Genomic DNA, 22550 nt, shown 5'->3' with positions numbered 1-22550 from the left:
GCGGCCGGGGCGTCAGGGGCGGGGTGGGCGGGGGGTGAGGACGGCCCAGACGGTCTTGCCGCCGGGCGGGCAGGGCTCGGTTCCCCAGGCGTCGGCGAGGGTCGTGACGAGCATCAGTCCGCGTCCCGTCTCGTCCTCCGCGCCGGGGGTCGGGGCGCGCAGCGGGACGTGGGTGCCGCGCGCGTCGGTGACCTCGGCGAGGACGCTCCCGGCGACCGGGTCGTGGGTGAGAGCGACCCGGAAGTCCCGTCCCTGGACGCGGCCGTGGAAGAGGGCGTTGGCGGCCAGCTCGGCCACGACGACCTCCGCCCGTTCCGCCACCTCCGGCGGCACGCCCCAGGTGCGGAACTGGTCGGCGGCGAGCAGGCGGGCGAGCCGGGCGCCCCGGCGGGTCGAGGAGTAGAGCTGGCTGAACGTGCGGACGGCGGGGCGGTGCTGGCGTTCCAGGGAGTCCATGAGGGCCACTTTGGTGGCCCCTCTACGCCGTTGACCAGGCATGACGCTCGTACCTAGGGTCACCGTACGCTGACGCGGAGTCGCGGGTACGGCAACGGCAGGGCGGGCCTGTAGGAGTGCTGCGCCGGGGTGGGCGCGCTACGCACCGCGATGCTGGTTATCGTACCGGTGACCGGGGGGAACGGGCCAGGACGTGAGGGTGGGGGCGTCGCGTGCGACTGACCGAGCACATCGCCGCCGTGCGGGCGGGACAGGGCGACCCGCACGCGATGCTGGGCGAGTTCCGCAGAACGCCCGTGCTGCTCCCGCACCCGGAGGACGGGCTGCGGGTGGGGACGTGGGGCGGGTTCCAGTGGATCTACGCCTTCACGGACGAGGAGCGGCTCGCCCGGTTCGTGGTGGCGCGCGGCGCGCGGCCGGACGAACCGGTGGCGTACCGCTCGGTGCTGGGCGCCCGACTGCTGGACGCCGTCGTGCCGAGCCTGGACGCACCGACCGGCGTCGCCCTCGACGTCGACGACGAGGCGACGTCGATGCTGTTCCCGCCCGTGCGCGGCATCGTCCCCGACGGGGCGGCCGTCGACCGTACCGAGGACACGACCGCGCGAGAGGCGCAGCGATGAGCGGCGAGAACGACGACCTGCGGGTCGCTCCGGAGACGGTGCACCTGCTCACCAAGGGCATCAACGACGCGATGGCCGAGCTCCGCACGTTCACCTCGGAGACGAGCGCGCTGCGCGGCTCCGGGTTCAACGACCTGACGCTGACGACGATGGAGGCCGGCGCCCCGGGACTCGCGGAGGCCCTCGACGGGTTCTGCGGGAACTGGGAGTGGGGGGTGCGCGGGCTGATGGCGCGGGCGAACCTCGTGGCCGAGCGGCTGGACCTGGCGGCGGGTCTGGTCTGGGCGGAGGACGCGTACTGGTCGGCGAAGTTCAAGTACGCGCTCAACGGCTTCTCCCCGACCGGCAATCCGCACCTGACGCAGGAGGAGGTCGCCGAGCAGAGCTACGCGGACATCCTCACCCCCGACGCCCCGGACTTCAGCCCGGAGTCGTTCGCGCGGGCCCGCGAGGACATCAAGGGCACCTGGACGGGCGAGGGGCCCGGCGCGGGCGGTGAGGGCTGATGCCCGACTTCCTCGACGACGCCAAGGACTTCGTGGGGGAGAAGAGCGGCAACGTCGTCGACGACCTGGGGGACGCCGGGGCGGCGGGGCTGGACTTCGTCGGCGCGGAGGGTGTGGCGGACACGGTCCGGGAGAAGTCGGACTCGGCGGCGAACTGGCTGGGCGCGGACGTCGCCGAGATGGCGCTCGGCGACACCGACGACGCGAAGAAGCTCGTGCACGGCAGCCCGGGCAAGCTGCGCTCCACCGGGCAGCACCTGCTGAACCTCAAGGACGCGTTCGACACCGTCGGCGCCGGCATGAAGGGCGTGGACCCGAGCGATCTGCGCGGGGAGACGGCGCAGGCGTTCGAGGAGAAGATCTCGGCCGAGCCCAGGAAGTGGTTCGAGGCGGCGGACGCCTGCCAGATGGCGGGACAGGCGCTGAAGGACTTCGCGGACACCGTGGAGTGGGCCCAGGGCGAGGCCGCCTCGGCCATCGAGCTCCACCGCCAGGGGCAGAAGGCTTCGAAGGAGGCGCGGGCGGCGCACGAGAGCGAGGTCGAGGCGTACCGCCTGGCCTTCATCGCCCACAACTTCAACCGCGACAACCCCCTTCCGTCGGAGCCGAAGCCGTTCTCCGACCCCGGCACGGCCGACGTCGAGGCCGCCGTGGAGAAGCTGGAGGAGGCGCGGCGGCAGCGCGACGAGGCGGCCCGTGCGGCGCAGCGCATGGTGGCCGCCGCCCGGGACGCGGCGCCGCCCAAGCCGTCGCTGAAGGAGCAGATGGACTCCGACGCCGAAGGGATGAAGCTGGGGGTCCAGCACTTCGGGGGCGGCGTCCTCGAAGGCGGCACGGACCTGTTCCTGTGGGGCCGCAAGCACAGCGTGATCGACCCGTACAACCTCACCCACCCGGGTGAGTACCTCACCAACCTCAACTCCAGCGTCCACGGCATCGCGACGACCGATCCGCGCACCATCCCCAGCACGATGATGCAGGCGATGCGCAACGACCCGGCCGAGTTCCTCGGCACGCTGGTGCCGGAGCTGATCGGCACGAAGGGTGCGGGGCTGCCCGGCAGTGCCGGGCGGCGGGCGGCGGGCACGATCGACGACGTCGCCCCCAGCCGGCCGCACGTCGAGCGGAAGGAGCCGGGCCAGGCCGAGACCCAGAACAAGCAGAAGTCCACGGACAACACGGACCCGGTCGACCTGGCGACCGGCATGATGTTCCTGCCGCAGACCGATGTGGCCCTGCCCGGCGCCCTGCCGCTGGTCTTCAGCCGCCAGGTCGACTCCGGCTACCGCTCGGGCCGCTGGTTCGGGCCGTCCTGGGCCAGCACCGCCGACCAGCGGCTGGAGATCGACGCGAAGGGCGTCATCCTCGTCACCGAGGACGGCCTGCTCCTGGAGTACCCCCACCCCGCGCCGGACGTCCCCACCCTCCCCGCACGCGGGCCGCAGTGGCCGCTGGAGCGGCACCCGGACGGCGACTACACCCTCACCGACCCGGACACCGGGCACGTGCGCCGCTACACCGGCCTGGAGGAACCGGGCGCGAACGGCGTCGCGCTCCTGGCCGAGATCAGCGACCGCAACGGCCACACCCTCACCTTCAGCTACGACGAGGCGGGCACCCCCACCGCCATCGCCCACTCCGCCGGGCACGTGCTGCGCCTGACGGCGTCCGAGGGCCGCATCACCGCCCTGGACCTCGTCACCGACGACGGCCGGGCCACCCCCGTCGTCCGCTACGGCTACACCGACGGCGAACTGACCTCCGTCACCGGCTCCTCGGGCCTGCCCCTGCGGTTCGAGTACGACGCCGAGCACCGCGTCATCGCCTGGATCGACAGCAACGAGCGGCGCTACGACTACGTCTACGACGACCGGAACCGCTGTATCGCCGAGGGCGGCACCGAGGGCCACCTGTCGATCCGGCTCTCCTACGACGAACGCGACGAGGCGACCGGCCACCGCGTCACCACCCTCACCACCGCCGAGGGCCACGTCACCCGCCACCTCGTCGACGACGCGGGCCGGGTCGTCGCCGTCACCGATCCGCTCGGGCACACCACCCGCACCTCCCACGACCACCGCGGCCGCGTCCTCACCCGCACCGACGCCCTGGGCCGCACCACGGCCGTCGAGCGGGACGCGGCGGGCCGCCCGGTCACCGTCACCCGGCCCGACGGCACGCGCACCGCCGTCGAGTACGACGCCCTCGGGCTGCCGCTGACCGTCACCGGGCCCGACGGCACCTGGCGGCACACCTACGACGAGCGGGGCAACCGCACCTCCGTCACCGACCCGGCCGGCACCACCACCCACTTCGGATACGACGACGCCGGGCACCTGGCGTCGGTCACCAACGCCCTCGGCGCCACCACCCACGTCACCTGCGACGCCGCCGGGCTGCCGCTGACGATCACCGACCCGCTCGGCGGCGTCACCCGCTACGCCCGCGACGCGTTCGGCCGCGTCACCCGCGTCACCGACCCGCTCGGCGCCGTCACCCACCTGGAGTGGAACACCGAGGGCAAGCTGCTCTCCCGCACCGGCCCGGACGGCGCCACCGAGCGGTGGACCTACGACGGCGAGGGCAACTGCGTCGCGCACACCGACCCGGCGGGCGGCGTGACGACGTACGAGTACACCCACTTCGACCTGCTCGCCGCGCGCACCGGCCCCGACGGCGTGCGCTACGCCTTCGAACACGACACCGCCCTGCGCCTGCGTCAGGTCACCGACCCGCAGGGCCGGGCCTGGAGCTACACCTACGACCCGGCCGGGCATCTGACGTCCGAGACCGACTTCGACGGCCGCACCCAGGCTTACGCCTACGACCCCGCAGGCCACCTCATCGCCCGCACGGGCCCCCTCGGGCAGGTCAGCCGCTTCGCCCGCGGCCCGCGCGGCGAGATCCTGCGCAAGGACGCCGACGGCGCCGTCACCGACTACACCTACGACACCGCCGGACGCCTGCTCAGCGCCGTCAGCCCCGAGGCGGAGCTCTACCTGCACCGGGACCGGGCGGGGCGCGTCAAGTCCGAGACGGTGAACGGCCGCACCACCGCCTTCAGCTACGACCGGCTCGGCCGCCGCACCCGCCGCGTGACGCCCATGGGCGCCGTCACCACCTGGGAGTACGACGCGGCCGGCCGCCGCACCGGCATGACCTCCGGCGGGCGGAGCCTGACCTTCGCGCACGACGCCGCAGGCCGCGAGACCCACCGGACCATCGGCGACGGCCTCGCCCTGACCCAGCACTGGGACCCGGCGAACCGCCTCACCGAGGCCGTCCTCACCGGCGCGGCCCCCGACCCGGTCACCCACCGCAGCTACGCCTACCGGCCCGACGGCGCGCTGACCGCCGTCCACGACCTTCACACCGGCAGCCGCCGCTTCGACCTCGACGCGGCGGGCCGCGTCACCGCCGTCCACGCGGCCGGGTGGACCGAGTCCTACGCCTACGACGACACCGGCAACCAGACGCACGCCGCCTGGCCCGCCGAGCACCCCGCCCACGAGGCCACCGGCCCGCGCACCTACACCGGCACCCGCATCACGGGCGCCGGCCGCGTCCGCTACGAGCACGACGACGCGGGCCGCCTGGTGCTGCGCCAGAAACCCCGCCTCTCCCGCAAGCCCGACACCTGGCGCTACACCTGGGACGCCGAGGACCGCCTCACCGCCGTCACCACCCCCGACGGCACCCGCTGGCGCTACCGCTACGACCCCCTCGGCCGCCGCACGGCAAAGCAACGCCTGGCCGCCGACGGCGAGACCGTCGTCGAGGAGGTGCTGTTCGCCTGGGACGGCCCCACCCTCATCGAGCAGACCACAACCGCACCGGACCTCCCCCACCCCGTCACCCTCACCTGGGACCACCAGGGCCTGCACCCCGTCGCCCAGACCGAACGCCTCACCGACGCGACCGGTCAGCGCGAGATCGACAGCCGCTTCTTCGCCATCGTCACCGACCTCGTCGGCACCCCCACCGAACTCGTCGACGAGACCGGCGCCGTCGCCTGGCGCACCCGCTCCACGCTCTGGGGCCACACCACCTGGAACACGGACGCCACCGCCTACACCCCGCTCCGCTTTCCCGGCCAATACAGTGACCCCGAAACCGGCCTCCACTACAACGTCCACCGCTACTACGACCCCGAAACCGCCCGCTACACCACCCCCGACCCCCTCGGCCTCTCCCCCGCCCCCAACCCCACCACCTACGTCCACAACCCCCACACCTGGACCGACCCCCTCGGCCTGGCGCCGGACTACGAGGACTCTCGCGAGAGGTTGTATCGAGCGCCGCACGCTGGAAACCGAGAGTCCGAGGCGTTTGGGCTCGATCCGAGCAACCACCCTCATACCGAACTGGGCGGGCCAGGAACCGCATACCTCGGCGACTCGGAAAGAGTTGCCCAACAGTATGCGGCGCAAGGAGTGTACGAGGACGGCTACCACGAGTACGTGATGAAGTCAGAATTTCGTGAGTCTTTTCCCCCAGAACAGTACCGCACCAGCCACGACAATAAGCCTGGCGAACACCAGTGGATTATCCCTCAAAGCGAAATCACTCGCTTTAACGAATTCATCGAAGAAGTGCACTGGATAAACTTCTACAACGGATACACCTGGAAGGGGTGACTCGAGAGCATGTCCACCAACGCCATTCCATCACCCGCTAACCCATCTCCAGGAGATGTACACCGGGGAGTCGTGCAAGAAGTCACAGATTCCGGCGCATTCATTTCATTTCAAGGATGCATCGGCTTGGTGACAGTGCCGAATCTCGCATGGACACGCATTGATTCGCCGCGCGACGTCATCTCTGTCGGAGACGACGTGACGGTGGTAGTGCTGGCTGTAGACGAAGCGCGCAGTAGAATTTCTCTCTCAATCAAAGATCTACAACCCGATCCATTGCTCGAGTTCGCTACTCAGTTTTTGGGAGAAGAGATCAGTGGCAAGGTTACGAAGGTTGCCCCGATCGGCATCTTTCTGAGAATCTTCCCCGGCCTCGAAGGACTGCTACCGGCAGAGGAGTTGCACCAAATGCAAACAGATTGGCACAATCTGCGAAGTGGAACCGTCATGGATGTCAAGGTATCGGCCGTCAACGTTCAGCTACGTAGAATCGCTCTGTCTCTGACGAAACGAGCGAACTAACTCTATCAGCCGCCGGAGTGCAGCGGCTCATCGGGCGCATCGCACGGTACGAAGCCCGATTCCGAGCAGACAGGATTCTCGGGGAACGCGAGTATGTCCGCAGCGTGGAGTCGTGGGACTACGGCCGGGCCACTGGGATGGCACGGTGGGTTCTGGCGGCGCGCTACTGCACCCTGAAGGAAGCAGAATGGTGACCGCGTTCCACATCCTCGTGACGGAACCTGAGAGCCCTTGGTTGACGATTCCATGGAAATGACTGTGGGAAGTGCAGACCTTGACGGTGAGGAACCAACACCTCCTGTCTGCGGGCTCGACCGGTCAGCCGGGCACGACAGCTCCAGCTCACACCACAAATGAGAGGCGCTGATGACCGCCAATTTGCCGCACTTCCGCTATCACCCGGACCCACTCTCGACCGGGTCCATCAGTGCGTCCACAGAAACGTGTGCCTGCTGCAGGCGAGACAGAGGGTGGATCTACACGGCGCCCTTCTACACAGCTCAGGACGTCAGCGGGCGTTTCTGCCCCTGGTGCATAGCGGACGGGAGCGCCGCTGAACGCTTCGCAGGTGATTTTGTCGACTCTTACGGACTCGTCGGTGTCAGCCAGGACGTCTTGCACGAAGTCACTCGCCGCACCCCAGGTTTCAGTGCCTGGCAAGACCCGTACTGGCTCGTCCACTGCGGCGATGCAGCAGCCTTCGTGGGCGAGGTGGGATACGCCAAGTTGGCAGCGCACCCCGAAACGCTCACCCGGTTGCGAGACGACATGCGTGTCGATGGCTGGCACGACGAAAGACGACTCGAGTGCTTTCTCGCGGGCTTGGGCTCTGGGCCAATGGCCATGCTCTTCCGCTGCACCGAGTGCGGCACTCATCTTGCCTACCCCGATGTTCCGTAAAAAAACTCATGCCTCTCTGATGCGCCAGAAGCCGAATGTCATCACGAGGACCCGGTTGGGCCTGGCCCGCGGCTGAGACCGCACGTGGGTTCAGTAGCTCTGCGTGAGGCTGACTCATTAATGACGCCGCATGGCAAGTAGTTGACAGGTGATTGCTGTCCGGGCTGTGCGCTGCCTACGCTCCGGTGGAGCACGACTTCTCATCGGATTTCACGGCAACGGGGGTTCTACGTGGTACTGGAGAGTACGAGCACGCTCAGCGAAACGGTGCCGAAGGTCGACGGCCGAGCGGTCATCGGAAACACCTGGGAGTTCAAGAAGGACCGCCTTGAACTCTTCCAGCGCACGTTCGAAACCTGTGGCGACCTGGGGGTCTACTCGCTCGCCGGTGACGACGTCTTCCTGGCCAACTCCGTCGAGTTGGTGCACGAGATCCTGATCAAGAACGGCAGCCTCTTCGAGAAGACCGACCGCTTCCGCGCGTTCGCCCGGCCGCTGTTGGGCGACGGGCTCCTCACCGCCACGAATGAGGACCACAAACGGAATCGCAGGCTCATCCAGCCGAGGTTCCGCACCGCTGTGATCCGGAACTCCGCCGACTCCGCCGCCCAGGTCGCGGGAACAGTGGCAGAACGGTGGGAGGACGGCAGCGTCATCGACGTGCGCCGGGAGATGGTCCGGCTGGTCCTGGGCATGGTCGGCCGGAACCTCTTCAGCAAGGACATCCTGGGTGAGGCGGACGATCTCGGCAACGCCCTCACGGACGCCATCCACGGGTTCGACTCGCAGGCCAGCGCACTCGTCCCGCTGACCATCGGCTGGCCGACACCGGCGAACCTGCGCTACCGCAGCGCCATCCGGCGGCTGGAGCGCACCTTCTACACGTTCCTCGCCGAGCGTCGCGCCATGGACGAGAAGCCGGACGACTGGCTGAACCTCCTCATGGAGTGCACCGACGACAACGGGATGCCCTTCGACGACAAGGAGATCCGCGACGAGGCGCTCAACATGTTCATGCCCGGGCATGAAACCACCGCGACCGGCCTGGCCTGGAGCTTCCACCTCCTGAGCAAGCACCCCAAGGTCTACGACAGGCTCCTCGCGGAGTCCGACGAGGTGCTGGGTGGCCGACTGCCGACCCTGGAGGACCTCGACCGACTGCCCTATGCGCTCCAGGTCTTCAAGGAGGCCATGCGGCTGTATCCGCCGGTCTACATGTTCTCCCGGCAGGCGATGGCCGACGTGGACATCCTCGGCCATCGCATCCCGGCCGGCGCCAGCGTCATCTTCAGTCCCTACGTCCTGCACCGGCGCGCGGACTACTTCCCCGACCCGCAGCGCTTCGACCCCGACCGGTTCGCCCCGGAGGCCGAGAAGACGATGCGGCGCCACGCCTACATCCCGTTCGGCGCGGGCCACCGGGTCTGCATCGGCAACCACCACGCGCTGCTCGGTGGCCACGTCGCCCTGGCCACCATCGCCGGTCAGGTGCGCCTGGAGTCGCTTCCCGGGCCATCGCCGGTCAAGGAACCGATGGTCACCCTGCGTCCCAAGGGCGAGCTGCGCATGCGGGTCACGCGTCGGAACCGGGGCACCACGGCGACAGCGGCCCCGCCGCCTCGCACGGCTGAGACCGACGCCGCCCCGGCCTGCCCGTTCGGACATCAGGCCGAGACGACGTAGGCGGAGCGACTCCACGCCGCAGGCTCCGTGTCCGTCCGGATCGCCGGTGAGGGATGGTCCTCCCTCCCGGCGAGGGCACGGAGCACGTGGCGTGGTGAGCGGTGGTCAAGACCTGCGGTCGTGAGCAGGGATGGGGCTTCTGCCTCCACCGAGGCCGCGCCCTCGGGACATGCCGATGCCGCACGCCCGACGCGGGTCAGGTCACGGGGGCATCGGCTTGTGCCGGTACGGTGCGCGGGCGCAGGACCATGAGCGAGTCCTCTACAGCCGCCACCATGGCGAAGGGGAACCGGTCGAGCTCAAGGCAGAGTGCGACGTCGTCAGGATGCGTTCCCTGACGCACCCCCTCCGCGAGCTCGGCGGCGGCGCGCGACTCGGCAGCTCGGCGGAGGAACGGAGAAGCGTCCACCTCCGCGCCGTTCGACCTGCGAGCGATGTACTCAGCACACGCCAGGTCTTCGTCGGCCTGTCCGTCTTCGCCGGTGACGACGAACGTGACGCTGCCGTGCCCGCGCGTCCGCAGGAGCCGAGCCGTCGCCTCCGCCACCACGAAACCGGCGCACAGCACCAGCGCCGCGTCCTTCACGGCAAGGGCGCCGACCGTCCCTGCGGTGGTCTTCTGCACGACAGTCCGTCCATGAAGGTCGGCTGCGCGCAGCACTCCGGGAGAGTTGACCAGGTCGAACCCCTCAGCGGGCGGGCCGTCCTTGAGTGCCACCCAATCCGGGTGGCGGGTCTTGAGTGCCCGAGCGTCGTCCAACGACTCGGCGAGCACGATCTTTTCCGCGCCCTGGGCAAAGGTCCAGGCGGCCACGGTGAAGGCCCGCATCACGTCGACCACGACCGCCACGGACGGGGCTTCGACCAGCCCGGCGATACCAACGAAGCGAGCGTCTGTTCCGGTCATGCCAGCGCAGCGTACTCAGGCTGCTCGCGCCTCGGTGCGTGCGACCAGTCGGCCCGTTGTCGAAGATCAACTGCCCGAGGGCTCAGATCCTTTGGCCAGAGCTGCGGTCCGTACGGTACGTCAGCGTACGGGCACTCACGGTGGACAGTACGACGTGGCGCGCGTCACGCTGGTGTGTGGTGAGCGGGAGCGTTCGGGCTCACGCACGGTGGCGAAGGGGCCGCACATGTGGACAGGGGATGTCGTCGGTTCGGTGGCGGAGAGCGAGCGGGAACCGGACCCGTCGGACAGTCTGCGGACGTTCGGCGCCGTCGTCCAGGCCCTCCGCGAGCACGCGGGGCTCAGCCGCGCCCAGTTCGCCGAGCACGTCCGGTTCTCCAAGCACACGGTCGAGTCCGTGGAGCTGGGTCGCCGCATGCCCGACGAGCAGTTCATCGAACGGGCGGAGGCCGTCCTCGGCAACACCGGCGCCCTGCGCCGCGCGGCCCGTCACCTCACACGCGGCGAGCCCGGCCTCGCAGCCTGGTTTCGCCGCTGGGCCCGCCTGGAGCGCGAGGCCGTCAGCCTGTGCACGTACGAGTGCCGCCTGGTCCCGGGCTTGTTGCAGTCGGAGGCGTATGCGCGAGCTGTCTTCGACAACGGCATCCCTCTGCTGACGGACGAACAGCTTGAGGCTCAGGTCACGGCGCGACTCGAACGGCAGAAGATGCTGTCCGCACGCCCGCAGGTGCCGTTCAGCTTCATCGTGGAGCAGGCAGTCTTTCACCGAAGGCTCGGGGGTGAGGAAGCACGGCGGGAGTTGATTGATCACGCATTGGAGCAGTCCCTGCCGCGCAACGTGACACTTCAGCTCGTCCCCCTGGACGCCGAGTACCACGCCTGCCTTGACGGCCCGCTCCAACTCCTGGAGACGCCTGACGGCAGACGGCGTGCGTACTCAGAGGGTCAGCAGAACGGTCGGCTCATCACCGAACCGAAAGAGGTGAGTTTGCTTCACCAGCGGTATGACACACTGCGCTCGCAGGCCCTACCCCCGAAGGAGTCGAGGGCCGTGTTGGAGCGACTGCGAGGAGAGCTGTGAGCATGAACGAACTCACCTGGTTCAAGTCCAGCTACAGCGGCACCCAAGGCGACAGCTGCGTAGAGGTGGCCGTCAGCAAGGCCGTCGTGCACGTGCGGGACTCCAAGGACTTGACGCGTCCTGACTTTGCTGTCTCTTCTGAAGGTTGGGCACAGTTCGTGAGGTTCGCGACCGGCGCGTAGCGGACTCGACTGCGGGAGGGTCATGAGGACGAACGACGAGGCGTGGGTCAAGTCCAGCTACAGCAGTGCGCAGGGCGACGACTGCGTAGAGGTCCTCGTCAGTGGGCCTGCTGTGCTCGTGCGGGACTCCAAGGACGTGACGCGTCCCCATGTCGGCGCCTCGCCTGCGGCGTGGGCCTCTCTCGTGGGCTTCCTCGGCGGTCGGTGACGGTGCTCGCCGTCGTGTGACGGCGAGCACGGGCGCCGGACAGGCGCGGTTCTCGCGCGGGCTGCTCGTCCCTACAGTGGGAGCGCCAGGAATCCCCACGCGAAGGACTCCCGCATGGCTTCACGCACCCCGCTCTTACGGCGGCGGACCGCCCGGCTGATGCAGGCCGGGGCCGTCGCGCTCGCCACGCTCACCGCGCTCGTCGTCCACGCACCCACGGCCGCCGCCTCGGACGTCTGCGGTCGTCAGGTCGGCGGGGACATCCTCGTCGCCTACAACGCCACCGGCGGTCAGGGCGGGCCGCTCGGCTGCCCCACCACCGACGAGCTGGCCACCCCCGACGGCATCGGCCGCTACAACCATTTCAGCGGCGGCAGCGTCTACCTCTGATCTTGGCCAGTGCTCCGCCCTTCAGAGCGGGGGTGAAGGCCATCCTTGACGCGCAGGCGCGAAGCGCCGGAGTTCGCTGCGCCTTTGCCATGACGGTCAGACAGGCCGCTTCTGGTTCTCGATGTACTGCTTGACCACGGTCAGCGGTGCGCCGCCGCAGCTTCCGGCGAAGTAGGAGCCGGACCAGAAGTGTCCGCCCCACAGGTACCGCCGGACGTGGCTGTCGTACTCCTTGCGCAGCATCCGGGCGGATACCCCCTTGAGGGAGTTGACCAGCTTGGAGAGCTGGACCTTGGGCGGGTAATGCACCAGGAGGTGCACGTGGTCGTCCTCGCCGTTGAACTGCTTGAGCTCGGCCTCGAAGTCCGCGCACACCTCGCGCATGATCTCCTCGCACCGCGTCAGCATGGCGCCAGTCATGGCCTTGCGCCGGTACTTCGTGACAAAAACCAAATGCACATGAAGGTTGTAGACGACGTGACGGCCCTTGCGCACATCGGGATCGGGGTTCCATCGTGGTGACATAAACCAAAGGGTATAGTGATCGGCGTGCAGCTTCGGTACAGCTTCCGCGTGTACCCGAGCGCCGGTCAGCGTACGGCGTTGGCGAGGGCGTTCGGGTGTGCTCGGGTGGTTTTCAACGACGCCCTTCGGGCTCGTGAGACCGCCCGCGCCGCCGGGTTGCCGTTCATCCCGTCCGGCGAGTTGTCCAAGCAGCTCACCGCCTCGAAGAAGACTCCCGAGCGGGCATGGCTCGCCGAGGTGTCGTCGGTCGTGTTGCAGCAGTCCCTGCGGGACCTGGACACCGCCTACAAGAACTTCTTCGACGGCCTCAAGGGCAAGCGGCCGAAGATGGGGCCGCCCCGGTTCAAGTCCCGCAAGGACACCCGACAGTCGGTCCGGTTCACCGCGAACGCCGGGTGGAAGATCACGACCGGCGGGAAGCTCCGGCTCCCCAAGGTCGGCGACGTGCCGGTCAGGTGGTCACGCTCCGTGCCGTCCGTGCCGTCCACGGTGACCGTGGTCAAGGACAGTGCCGGCCGGTACTTCGCCTCGTTCGTGGTCGGGACCGAGACCGAGACGCTGCTCGCCACGGATAGCGTGGCCGGCATCGACCTGGGGCTGACCCACTTCGCGATTCTGTCGGACGGCACGAAGATCGACAGTCCCCGCTTCCTGCGCCGGGCCGAGAAGAAGCTCAAGAAGGCGCAGCAGGATCTCAGCCGCAAGGCGAAGGGGTCGAAGAACCGGGCGAAGGCCCGGATCAAGGCTGCACGTGCCCACGCGCGGACCGCCGATGCGCGGCGCGAGTTCCACCACCAGCTCTCCACGAAGATCATCCGCGAGAACCAAGCGGTTGCAGTGGAAGACCTGGCGGTCAAGGGCCTCGCCCGCACCCGCATGGCCAAGTCCGTACATGACGCCGGATGGTCGGCGTTCACCACGATGCTGGAGTACAAGGCCGCCCTGTATGGGCGCACCTTCCACCGCATCGGCCGCTTCGAGCCCACGTCTCAGGTGTGCTCGCAGTGCGGCGTCAAGGACGGCCCCAAGCCCCTGCACATCCGAACGTGGACATGCGGGGCCTGTGGGACACACCTTGACCGGGACATCAACGCGGCGGTCAACGTCGCGAAGGCGGCCGGACTGGCCGTGTCAGCCTGCGGAGCGCGGGTAAGACCGGGACTCGTCCCGGCACAGCGCGAAGAAACAGGAACCCACCCGAAGACGAGCCGGGCATCCGGCAGCCAGGCGGGAATCTCCGCCCTTTAGGGCGGAGAGGATGTCAACAGCGCTACTCGAAGAACAACCTCAGCCTGTTCTGGTCGGCGGGCAACGGTGTCGAGGGCTGCCACGGCGAGTGCGTCGGCTACTCCGGCACCACCGGTACGGACTGGTTCCGCGAAGTCCGCGTGGAGATCCCGTACGGCACGAGCCACGTCGTCGTGCGCGCGTTCCCGACCGAGGCGGGGTTCCACCACGCGCGCACCGACTTCCAGGGCGCCTGGTACCAGATGTGGTCCCTCGCGCCCTACCCGAACGACGTCAGTCAGAGGGAGCACAACTCCCTGTACCAGCAGCACGCCTGCCACGCGAAGTTCGCCGCCCAGCTGCTGCCCGGCGGGTGGAACACCGACGAGAGCTTCGACCTGGAGTCGTGGCTCCGCGACATCGGCATGGAGGACGCCACGAGCCTGACGAAGTTCCTCGACCACACCTGCCAGTGGGACTGACCGGGAGCCCCTGAGCGCACGTCCCCGGCCGCCGAGAGGCGTTACGGGGGGCGGGGCGGGCGTCGGCAGGGACGGGTCAGGGGGCGAAGATCGAGGCGATGACGCCGATGACGACGCAGATGCCGATCATCGCGCCGAAGACGTACAGCAGCTTCTTCTGACCGTTGCCGGGGTTGGGGTCGAGCACAGGCATGGCATCAGTGTCGCACCCGGAGGTCGTCCTCCACGCACCGGTTCCGTCCGGCGACGAGGCCGACGCCCAGCTGGACCACCATCAGGACGGCGAGGAGGGCCAGCGGGGCGTCCCAGCCGCCCGTCGCACCGTGCAGGGCGCCGACGAGCAGCGGGCCGGGGATGGAGATGAGGTAGCCGGTGCTCTGCACGAACGCGGAGAGCTGGGCCACTCCCCCGCTGGTCCGGGCGCGCATGCCGATCATGGTGAGGACCAGCGGGAACGCGCAGTTGGAGACGCCCATGAACAGCGCCCAGGCCCAGGCGCCCTCCGCCGGGGCGAGCCACAGGCCGGTGTAGCCGGTCAGGCCGCACACGCCGAGGAGGAGGACGAGGGGCGCCTGGTGGCTCAGCCGGGCCGCCACCCGGGGCAGGACGAAGCTGAGCGGGATGCCGAGGCCCATGGTGACGGCGAGCAGCACCCCGGCGGTGGAGGCGGACAGCCCGGCGTCGCGGTAGATCTGCGGCACCCAGCCCATGGTGACGTAGGCGGCGGTGGCCTGGAGGCCGAAGAAGCAGCCCAGTGCCCAGGCGATGCGGGAGCGGGTGACGCGTAGCGGTGCGGACGGCGGGGTGTCCTGGGCTCCGGCCCCGCCCGTCCCGCCCGGCCCGGTGGGCTTCACGGGATGGTGGTCGCGGTCGTGGTGGCGGTCGCGGAGGAAGACCGCGAACCAGGGCAGGAGGGCGAGCGCGGCGAGGACCGCCCACAGGCCGATGCCGGTGCGCCAGGTGCCGCCGAGGGCCTCGGTGGCCGGGACGGTCAGGGCCGCCGCTGCCGCCGTGCCCAGGGAGAGGGCCATGGAGTACAGGCCGGTCATGGCGCCGACGCGGTCGGGGAAGTAGCGCTTGACGATGACGGGCATCAGCACGTTGCTGACGGCGATGCCCGCGAGCGCGAGGGCGGTGGTGAGGAGGAAGACCGTCGTGCCCCCGGCCAGCGGGCGCAGGGCGAGCCCGGCCGTGATGGCGGCCATGCCGGCGAGGACGACGGCGGCCGGGCCGTGGCGGCGGGCCAGGCGGGAGGCGACGCTGCCGAAGACGGCGAAGCACAGGGCCGGCACGGAGGTGAGGACGCCGGCGACGGTGCTGCTCATGCCCAGGCCCGTGCGGACCTCTTCGAGCAGGGGCCCGAGACCGGTGACGGCGGGGCGCAGGTTGAGCGCGGCGATGACGAGGCCGAGGACGACCAGGTGCGGCGTCCAGCGTGCCGCCGTGGAGGCGCGCCCCGGGCCGCCCGGGGCCGCCGGGCCGCCCGCGTCCCGCGCGTCGCCCGCACTCCCCGGGGCCCGTGCGGCGCGGGGGCCCGGTGGGGCGGGCGCCGGGGCGGAGGGGGCGGGCGCGTCGAGGGTCGTCGGGTCTTCCTGAGGCATGGCGCCCATCATAGAATCATCGGATGAATCTGAGCCAGCCGCTGTCCCGCCACCAGTCCCCCGAAGGGCGATGAGCCGATGCCGCTGAACTCCCCGCGCCGCTCCGCGCTGGCCGACCAGGTCATCGACGCGCTGCGCGCGCAGATCACCTCGGGCGAGTGGCCGCTCGGCAGCCGCATCCCCACCGAGCCCGAGCTCGTCGAGCAGCTCGGGGTGGCGCGCAACACCGTCCGGGAGGCCGTCCGGGCGCTGGCCCACAACGGGCTGCTGGACATCCGGCAGGGCTCGGGCACCTACGTCGTCGCGACGAGCGAGCTGGCGGGCGTCATGCACCGGCGCTTCGCGCAGGCCGATCCGGTGCACATCGCGGAGCTGCGCGCGACGCTGGAGGCCGAGGGGGCCCGGCTGGCCGCGCTGCGCCGCACCGAGCAGGAGGTGGCCCAGCTGTACGCGCTGCTGGAGCGGCGGGAGGAGGCGTGGGCCTCGGGGGACGTGGAGCGGTTCGTCGGCGCGGACGCCACGCTGCACCTGGCGGTGGTGCGGGCCTCGCACAACGAGGTGCTGACCGCCCTGTACTCCGACGTCGGCTTCGTGCTGCGGGACTACCTGCGCCGGGACGTCGGGGAGGAGCTGCGGCCGGAGGAGCACCTGGACCACGCCCGCATGATCGACGCCGTCCGCGACGGGGACGCCGAGCTGGCCGCCCGCGAGGCCGCCTCCTACACCGCCCACTGCCGGGGGTAGCGCGGCCCGGCGGGTCGGAGGAGTCCCAGGACGCCCGACCGTCGGGATGTGCCGACGCGGAAGGACTGCCGTGGTCACCCGAATGGAGCACTTCCCCGTGCGACGACCCCGCGCCCCAGGGACGCTGGGTGCAGAGGTACGTGAGCACATCAGAAGATGACGATCGGGCTCCCTGCGCCGTCGTTCGTGAACGCACGTTCTCCGGAACGACGCGGAAGGCGACGTCCGGCACCGCAGCGCCGTGCTCACCGTTTCATGCGTGCCTCCCTGTCCTAGACCAAAGGGAGAACACCCCCATGCGCACACTGCAGATCACCCCGAAGAACGGGCCCGCGCCCTCCGAGGACGACGTGCATCGCGCCGCCTCCTCGCTCTCCGACCTCGAACTCGTCGAGGTACAGCCCGTGAACGGCGGGCTTGGGGTCCGCTACTCGGGGGCGGAGAAGCCCAGCACGCTGCTGTCGCACCTCGCGGAGACGACCGAGACGGACGTCGACGCCTGGGAGATCCCCTGGGACGTCGACCAGCCGCTGGAATCGATCTTCGGGGCGACGACGCGGAACATCAAGATCACGATGGACTCCGAGACCGTCAACACCCTGGCCCAGCAGCAATACCGCCTCTTCGCCTTCAAGGCCGTCAAGTTGGAGCCAGGCTCGACGTCCCCCGGAGCCGAGCCGCTCGTGTGGTTCAGCTCTTCGAAGTTCTCGGAGAAGACCGTGGTCACCTGGGAGTCGGTGTACGAGGCGTACTGGTCCGACACGCAGATCGTTCCGAAGGGCACGGTCGAGGCCTCGTGTGCCAGGCCGATCGACCTCGGGCAGACGTTCAACGTCACGGCCGACCGGGGATGCGACGTCTCGGGATCACGGGACGCCAACCAACCCATCTATCTGGCGAGCCAGGCCGGCGAGGCCCGCACGTGCGGCATCGGTCAGCAACTGCCCGCCGGGATGCAGGAACTGTGTGCCCTGCCGATCAACGACCGCACCCGGATCGCGGTCAGGCCCGTCGAGAAGATCCTGCTGATCTTCGCCCAGGAGAAGTACAACACCGGCACGGTCATCGCCCAGGCGTTCGCGCCCGGGGCCTGTATCGACCTCACGGACCAGTCGTTCCGCGAGGTCAGCTTTCAGCTGAACCCCACCAAGTGGGGGCCCGCGAAGCCCTGGCTCGAGCCGGTCAGCGAGAACGACACCCTGGACTTCCTGATCGAGCGCTGACCGGTTAACGGCCCCGGAACCGAGGGGAACGACATGACGACCACGGAGACGAGTCCGTTCACAGCGGCGGTCACCCTCACGGGCTCGGTGCGCTCACAGCCCATGGCGCAGGACGCCTTCGTCGCGTTCTGGGAGGGCGAGATCGAGTCACCCAAGCGCCGGGCCAGCGTGAAGCAGGCCGTCCAGCAGGCGTTCATCGGGAAGGGCAAGCCCACGGGGTGGACCTTCTCGGGGCGGAAGGTCCACCACGCCAGCGCGGGCTCGGTGGGGAAGGAGGTCAGCGCCACGGTGTTCTTCGTCGTGGACGACGTCCGGCAGGACATCGCCGCGGTGATCGCGCTCGGCGCCCACGTCACGCCGGACACGTACGAGATCTGCGACTGGGGTCAGCCCAGCGGGGACTTCAAGTTGGGCCGCACGGTACGCATCTGAGGAGGAGGCGGCCCGGCACGGAAGTGAGGTGGACGGCGATGACGACTCTGGTGGGTTTCGCCAGTGCCCACGGCTCGACGGCCGAGATCGCCGAACGCGTCGGCGCGGGGCTGCGGGCCCGGCACGTCGAGGTCGACGTGCGGGCCGTTGCGGAGGTCGGCGATCCGTCGCGGTACACGGCGTTCGTCCTGGGCAGCGCGGTGCACGACATGGCCTGGCTGCCGCAGGCGACGGACTTCGTCGCGGCGCACGAGGACCTGCTCGTCACGCGCCCGGTGTGGGTCTTCAGCGTGGGCATGCCGGCGGCGTTGCGCGGCCCCTGGAAGGCCTTCGCCCCGCGTGAGGAGCAGCACGTGGTGGGCGAGCTGCTGGCGCGGCTGCGGCCCCGTGGGCACGCCCTCTTCTCCGGTGTGGTGGCCGAGGACCACCTGCCCCCGGCGGGCCGGGCGATCTTCCGGGCGATGGGCCTGCGCTTCGGCGACTACCGCGACTGGGGCGCGATCGACGCCTTCGCGGAGGACGTAGCCCGGGTGCTGGCCCCCGCGCCCCCGCCGGGGACGCCGCCGGAGGGTGGGGCGGGCCGGGGGACGCCACCGTGATCCGCGTCCTCGCCGTGATCCTGCTGCTGGCGCACGGCTGGGTCAACATCCAGGTCTGGGTGGCCCGGCCCAGGCCCGGCGGCGAGCCCCCGTTCGACCCCGGTCACTCGTGGGCGCTGGCGTCCGCCGGGGTGCCCGACCATCGCGCCCGATCGACGGCGAAGGCGCTGGCGGTGCTCACCGGTGTCCTGGGGATCGCCGCCGGCGCCGCCCTGATCGCGGGGGCGGGCTGGTGGGCCCCGGTGGCCGCGGTCTCGGCCGGGTGCGGGCTGGTGCTCAAGCTGCTCTGGTTCAACCCGTGGCTGCTGCTGGGCGTCGCGCTCGACGCCGGCATCCTGCTCGCGGTGGCGCTGGGCTGGCCCGCGTCCCTGTACTGACCGGGCGGTCCGCCGTGCGACAACGGGCAGGTCGGGCGGGGAACGTGGGGCACCGGACGCCGGGGCGGGGAACCGGGGTCGTTGCTGGGGGATCCACCGGGGCGGACGGTGGCGGCACCAGCCAGGATCGGCGTCCGGGGCACGCCGGGCGGAGGCGGCCAAGGGCCGGCGCGCCCGGAGAGGAGTGCTCGTCTTGCTGTTCGAGGATCTCTACATCGCTGGTCTCGGTGCCTGCCTTCCCCCACGGGTGTCCGTGCGCCACGCCGTGGAGCAGGGCTGGTACGACGCGGCGGAGGCGGAGAGCCTGGAGTGGGAGTCGGTCGCCGTGGCCGGGGACCGTCCGGCTCCGGACCTGGCCGTCGAGGCCGCGCGGGAGGCGCTGGCGCGGTCCGGCCACGCGGCCGAGGACGTGGCCGTCCTGCTGCACGCCTCGTGCCACCACCAGGGACCGGATCTGTGGTCGCCGCAGCACTACATCCTGCGGCACACCCTCGGCGGCACGATCCCCGCCCTGGAGATCCGGCAGGGCTGCAACGGCTTCCTCGCCGCGATGGAGCTCGCGGGCAACCACCTCGCCGCAGCGCCGGGACGCACGGCGGCCCTGATCACCTCGGCGGACAACTGGGGGGACCCCCTGATCGACCGCTGGCGCGCCACGCCCGGCGGGCTGTTCGGTGACGCGGCGACGGCCGCCGTCCTCTCCCGCCGCGCGGGCTTCGCCCGGCTGGTCAACGTGTGCGCCACCTCGCTGCCCGAGTTGGAGGAGCTGAACCGCGGGGGCGAGCCCCTGTTCCCGGCGGGGTGCAGCACCGGCGTGCGGGTGGACCTGCGGGAGCGGGCGGCCACCTACCAGGGCGAGCAGGACCTCGTGCACGCCGGACGTCTGATGGGGGAGACCCAGCGCGACCTCATCGCGCGCACGATCGAGGAGGCCGGGCTCACGCCCGACGCCGTCACCCGCGTGGCGCACCAGTTCGTCGGGGACCGGCAGGTCCTGCGGCGGCTGCTGGAGCCGTTCGGCGAGGACGCCGTGGACCGGGGGGTGTTCGACTTCGGCCGAGCGCTGGGCCACACCGGCGCCAACGACCAGACCAGCGGCCTGTACCACCTCCTGACCACCGGCGGCGTCGCACCGGGCGACCATGTGATGCTGCTGGGCGCGGGCGCCGGCATCGCCTTCTCGTGCGCCGTCGTGGAGATCGTCGACGTGCCCGCGTGGGCGGGTGCCTCGGACGGTTCCGCGTGACCGTGGGCACGTCCGCGCTCCGGGACGCGTCCGAGCGGTGGGTCCTGCGGCCCGTGGAGTCCACCGGCCCGCCGGGCCGTGGGCGGGCCGCCCCGCTGCTGCGGCTGGTCTGCGTGCCCTACGCCGGGGGCGGCGCGGCCGCCTTCCACGGCTGGTCGCGGGAGCTGCTCCCGGCCATCGAGCCGTGGACGCTCCGGCTCCCGGGCCGGGAGGCGCGTCGGCAGGAGCCCCTGCCGACGGACCTGGTGGCCGTGGCGCGGGACGCGGCGCGGGCCCTGGCCTCGCTGCTCACACCGCCGTTCGCGCTGTTCGGGCACAGCCTGGGGGCCTTCCTGGCGTTCGAGACGGCGCGCGCGCTGCGCGACACGTGGGGCATGGAGCCGGCGCTGCTGGCGGTCTCCGCGCGCAACGCACCGCAGGAACCCACGTACCGGGGCACGATCCACCAACTGCCCGACGAGGAGTACCTGGAGGTGCTGGACCGCCGCTACGGGGCCATCCCCCCGATCATCCGCGAGGACGCGGGGATGCGGGCCCTGTACCTGCCCATCCTGCGGGCGGACACCGCCCTGCTGGAGACCTACCGGTACGTGGAGGGCTCGCCGTTGAGCTGTCCCATCGCGGCCTACGGCGGCACCGAGGACCCGGAGTCCTCGCACGCCTCGCTGGCCCGGTGGGGCCACCAGACGACGGCCGGGTGCACCACGAGCCTGCTGCCCGGCGGGCACTTCTTCCTCCAGACCCAGCGGGCCCGGCTGCTCGAGAGCCTGCGGGAGGAGGCGCTGCGCTCGCTGGTGCCCTGAGATCCGACGCGCGCGGGATCGGGCGGTGGGCGGGGCGGGGCTGAGGGGCCCGCCCCGCCCGACACTCATGAGCGGTCGTAGTACCAGTTCAACGGGGCCGCGGTGGCCGGGGTTCCGGCGGGGGCTTCGGCCGGGGCTTCGGCGGGGGCGGGCGTCCGGTCCTCGGCGGGCGCGCAGCGGCGGCGGAGTGCGTCGAGTGCGGGGAGGGCGTCGAGGACGGTCTGGAAGGGCAGGCCGAAGTCGACGAGGCAGGCCACCTCGTCGACCCCGATCGAGCGCAGCCGCTCCACGGTCGCCGCGCACTTGTCGGGCGTCCCCAGCAGCGAGCGGCGCGCGTAGTAGTCCTCGGCCATCAGCTCGGCGACCTTGTCCTGTTCGGCGGCCCCGGAGTCGCGCTTGGCGCCACCGACCGCCTCGTCGGCGCGCTTCTGGGTCATGAACGAGGCCAGGTACCGCTTGACCGGTTCGTGCACGAGGTCCCGTACGGCCTGCTCGTCCTCGCCGACGAACGTGTGCATGCCGACCGTGACCACGCCGCCGTGCGGGTCGTGGCCGGCCCGCTCCCGTGCCGTGCGGTAGGAGGCGATGTTCTCCTCCAGCTTCTCCCAGCTGGTGAGCAGGGAGAGGACGTTGAGGTCGCGGCTCCCGGCCTCGATCCACGTCTGGGGGTTGGAGGTGTGCACGAGCCACAGCGGCAGTTCGGGCTGCCGGGGCCGGGGGTAGGTCCGCACGTCCAGGTCGCGCCCGCCCGGGCCCGGGAAGGCCACGGTCTCACCGCGCCACAGCGAGCGGAGCGTGGCGACGTGGTCGAGGGTGTACTCCCGGCGCCCCTCGTAGTGTTCGGGGTAGAAGACGAAGTCGCCCTGGTGCCAGCCGGTGGCCACACACACCCCCGCCCGTCCGCCGGAGAGCTGGTCGACGAGCGCCCACTCCTCCACGACGCGGACGGGGTGGTGGTGGGGCAGGACGACGCTGCCCGCCCGGATGCGCAGGTGGTCGGTGGCGACGGCGAGCGCGGCGGACAGCACGGCCGGGTTGGGGAAGCTCCCGCCGAACTCCTGGAAGTGCCGCTCGGGGGTCCAGATCGCCGTGAAGCCGTGGCGGTCGATGAACCGGGCCACGTCGAGGATGAAGCGGTAGCGCTCCCCGAAGTCGTGGCGGTCGTTGGCGGAGAAGAAGTAGACGCTGAAGTCCAT

25 protein-coding genes and 1 pseudogene are annotated in these 22550 nt (G+C 70.5%); 20 read left to right on the top strand and 6 right to left on the bottom strand.

What is annotated here, in order from left to right:
• Window positions 1-12 precede the first annotated feature (12 nt).
• Window positions 13-456, bottom strand: a complete 444-nt coding sequence (locus V6D49_RS23390) for an ATP-binding protein (RefSeq protein ID WP_340562612.1) — start codon at window positions 454-456, stop codon at window positions 13-15.
• 212 nt (window positions 457-668) lie between these two features.
• On the opposite strand from V6D49_RS23390, the gene V6D49_RS23385 reads away from it, so the two are divergent.
• From V6D49_RS23385 to V6D49_RS23345, 7 genes and pseudogenes are all read left to right on the top strand, one after another.
• A complete protein-coding gene (locus tag V6D49_RS23385) occupies window positions 669-1079 on the top strand; it encodes a hypothetical protein (protein ID WP_340562610.1) in 411 nt (136 codons plus the stop codon).
• The gene (locus V6D49_RS23380) at window positions 1076-1585 is read left to right on the top strand and encodes a hypothetical protein (protein ID WP_340562609.1); all 510 of its coding nucleotides are present in this window, start codon (window positions 1076-1078) and stop codon (window positions 1583-1585) included. The genes V6D49_RS23385 and V6D49_RS23380 overlap by 4 nt, the downstream gene beginning before the upstream one ends.
• Window positions 1585-6222, top strand: coding sequence for a putative T7SS-secreted protein (locus tag V6D49_RS23375; RefSeq protein WP_445330585.1), 4638 nt, complete (start codon window positions 1585-1587; stop codon window positions 6220-6222). The genes V6D49_RS23380 and V6D49_RS23375 overlap by 1 nt, the downstream gene beginning before the upstream one ends.
• 9 nt (window positions 6223-6231) lie before the next feature.
• A complete protein-coding gene (locus V6D49_RS23360; protein ID WP_340562606.1) occupies window positions 6232-6744 on the top strand; it encodes a S1 RNA-binding domain-containing protein in 513 nt (170 codons plus the stop codon).
• Between the two features lie 11 nt (window positions 6745-6755).
• Window positions 6756-6932 (top strand): annotated as a pseudogene (locus V6D49_RS23355) (DUF1266 domain-containing protein); the annotation flags it as partial.
• Window positions 6933-7110: 178 nt separating this feature from the next.
• Entirely contained in the window at window positions 7111-7644 is a 534-nt protein-coding gene (locus V6D49_RS23350) for a CbrC family protein (RefSeq protein ID WP_340562604.1), read from the top strand.
• 231 nt (window positions 7645-7875) lie between these two features.
• Window positions 7876-9327, top strand: coding sequence for a cytochrome P450 (locus V6D49_RS23345; protein ID WP_340562601.1), 1452 nt, complete (start codon window positions 7876-7878; stop codon window positions 9325-9327).
• 196 nt (window positions 9328-9523) lie between these two features.
• On the opposite strand, the gene V6D49_RS23340 is transcribed toward V6D49_RS23345, so the two are convergent.
• Window positions 9524-10234, bottom strand: coding sequence for a 2-phosphosulfolactate phosphatase (locus V6D49_RS23340; RefSeq protein WP_340562599.1), 711 nt, complete (start codon window positions 10232-10234; stop codon window positions 9524-9526).
• 226 nt (window positions 10235-10460) lie between these two features.
• Between V6D49_RS23340 and V6D49_RS23335 the strand changes: the two genes are divergently transcribed.
• From V6D49_RS23335 to V6D49_RS23320, 4 genes are all read left to right on the top strand, one after another.
• Complete coding sequence (locus V6D49_RS23335) at window positions 10461-11315, top strand: helix-turn-helix domain-containing protein (RefSeq protein ID WP_340562597.1); 855 nt, start codon at window positions 10461-10463, stop codon at window positions 11313-11315.
• 2 nt (window positions 11316-11317) lie between these two features.
• A complete protein-coding gene (locus V6D49_RS23330; protein WP_340562596.1) occupies window positions 11318-11497 on the top strand; it encodes a DUF397 domain-containing protein in 180 nt (59 codons plus the stop codon).
• A 22-nt stretch (window positions 11498-11519) separates the two neighbouring features.
• Window positions 11520-11705, top strand: coding sequence for a DUF397 domain-containing protein (locus V6D49_RS23325; protein ID WP_340562595.1), 186 nt, complete (start codon window positions 11520-11522; stop codon window positions 11703-11705).
• Between the two features lie 114 nt (window positions 11706-11819).
• Entirely contained in the window at window positions 11820-12095 is a 276-nt protein-coding gene (locus tag V6D49_RS23320) for an LGFP repeat-containing protein (RefSeq protein WP_340562594.1), read from the top strand.
• A gap of 96 nt (window positions 12096-12191) precedes the next feature.
• On the opposite strand, the gene tnpA is transcribed toward V6D49_RS23320, so the two are convergent.
• On the bottom strand, window positions 12192-12620 hold the full coding sequence (gene tnpA / locus V6D49_RS23315) for an IS200/IS605 family transposase (protein WP_340562592.1): 429 nt from the start codon (window positions 12618-12620) through the stop codon (window positions 12192-12194).
• 24 nt (window positions 12621-12644) lie between these two features.
• Here tnpA and V6D49_RS23310 point away from each other — a divergent pair, with 24 nt between their 5' ends.
• Window positions 12645-13868: an RNA-guided endonuclease InsQ/TnpB family protein gene (locus V6D49_RS23310; protein WP_340562588.1), complete on the top strand. Its 1224-nt coding sequence runs from the start codon at window positions 12645-12647 to the stop codon at window positions 13866-13868.
• 140 nt (window positions 13869-14008) lie between these two features.
• Window positions 14009-14329 (top strand): hypothetical protein, encoded by a 321-nt coding sequence (locus V6D49_RS23305; RefSeq protein ID WP_340562586.1) that lies wholly within the window; start codon window positions 14009-14011, stop codon window positions 14327-14329.
• A 76-nt stretch (window positions 14330-14405) separates the two neighbouring features.
• Here V6D49_RS23305 and V6D49_RS23300 read toward each other — a convergent pair whose 3' ends face one another.
• Window positions 14406-14522: an SGM_5486 family transporter-associated protein gene (locus V6D49_RS23300; protein ID WP_263576191.1), complete on the bottom strand. Its 117-nt coding sequence runs from the start codon at window positions 14520-14522 to the stop codon at window positions 14406-14408.
• A gap of 4 nt (window positions 14523-14526) precedes the next feature.
• Window positions 14527-15939, bottom strand: a complete 1413-nt coding sequence (locus V6D49_RS23295) for a CynX/NimT family MFS transporter (RefSeq protein ID WP_445330584.1) — start codon at window positions 15937-15939, stop codon at window positions 14527-14529.
• Between the two features lie 69 nt (window positions 15940-16008).
• On the opposite strand from V6D49_RS23295, the gene V6D49_RS23290 reads away from it, so the two are divergent.
• The 7 genes from V6D49_RS23290 (at window position 16009) to V6D49_RS23260 (ending at window position 21354) form a co-directional block, all read left to right on the top strand.
• Window positions 16009-16674, top strand: coding sequence for a FadR/GntR family transcriptional regulator (locus tag V6D49_RS23290; RefSeq protein ID WP_340562584.1), 666 nt, complete (start codon window positions 16009-16011; stop codon window positions 16672-16674).
• 296 nt (window positions 16675-16970) lie between these two features.
• Window positions 16971-17897, top strand: a complete 927-nt coding sequence (locus tag V6D49_RS23285) for a hypothetical protein (RefSeq protein WP_340562582.1) — start codon at window positions 16971-16973, stop codon at window positions 17895-17897.
• Window positions 17898-17930: 33 nt separating this feature from the next.
• Window positions 17931-18329, top strand: coding sequence for a hypothetical protein (locus tag V6D49_RS23280; protein ID WP_340562580.1), 399 nt, complete (start codon window positions 17931-17933; stop codon window positions 18327-18329).
• Between the two features lie 38 nt (window positions 18330-18367).
• Complete coding sequence (locus tag V6D49_RS23275; protein ID WP_340562577.1) at window positions 18368-18928, top strand: flavodoxin domain-containing protein; 561 nt, start codon at window positions 18368-18370, stop codon at window positions 18926-18928.
• Window positions 18925-19305, top strand: a complete 381-nt coding sequence (locus V6D49_RS23270; protein WP_340562574.1) for a hypothetical protein — start codon at window positions 18925-18927, stop codon at window positions 19303-19305. The genes V6D49_RS23275 and V6D49_RS23270 overlap by 4 nt, the downstream gene beginning before the upstream one ends.
• A gap of 193 nt (window positions 19306-19498) precedes the next feature.
• Entirely contained in the window at window positions 19499-20551 is a 1053-nt protein-coding gene (locus V6D49_RS23265; protein WP_340562571.1) for a ketoacyl-ACP synthase III family protein, read from the top strand.
• Complete coding sequence (locus V6D49_RS23260) at window positions 20548-21354, top strand: thioesterase II family protein (RefSeq protein ID WP_340562568.1); 807 nt, start codon at window positions 20548-20550, stop codon at window positions 21352-21354. The genes V6D49_RS23265 and V6D49_RS23260 overlap by 4 nt, the downstream gene beginning before the upstream one ends.
• Before the next feature lie 65 nt (window positions 21355-21419).
• On the opposite strand, the gene V6D49_RS23255 is transcribed toward V6D49_RS23260, so the two are convergent.
• On the bottom strand, window positions 21420-22550 hold the full coding sequence (locus V6D49_RS23255) for a MupA/Atu3671 family FMN-dependent luciferase-like monooxygenase (RefSeq protein WP_340562565.1): 1131 nt from the start codon (window positions 22548-22550) through the stop codon (window positions 21420-21422).

The organism is Streptomyces sp. GSL17-111, assembly GCF_037911585.1.
In the GTDB taxonomy this organism is placed as follows: domain Bacteria; phylum Actinomycetota; class Actinomycetes; order Streptomycetales; family Streptomycetaceae; genus Streptomyces.
Note: the sequence above shows the minus strand (reverse complement) of the source record. Positions and strands in the feature narration are given on the sequence as shown.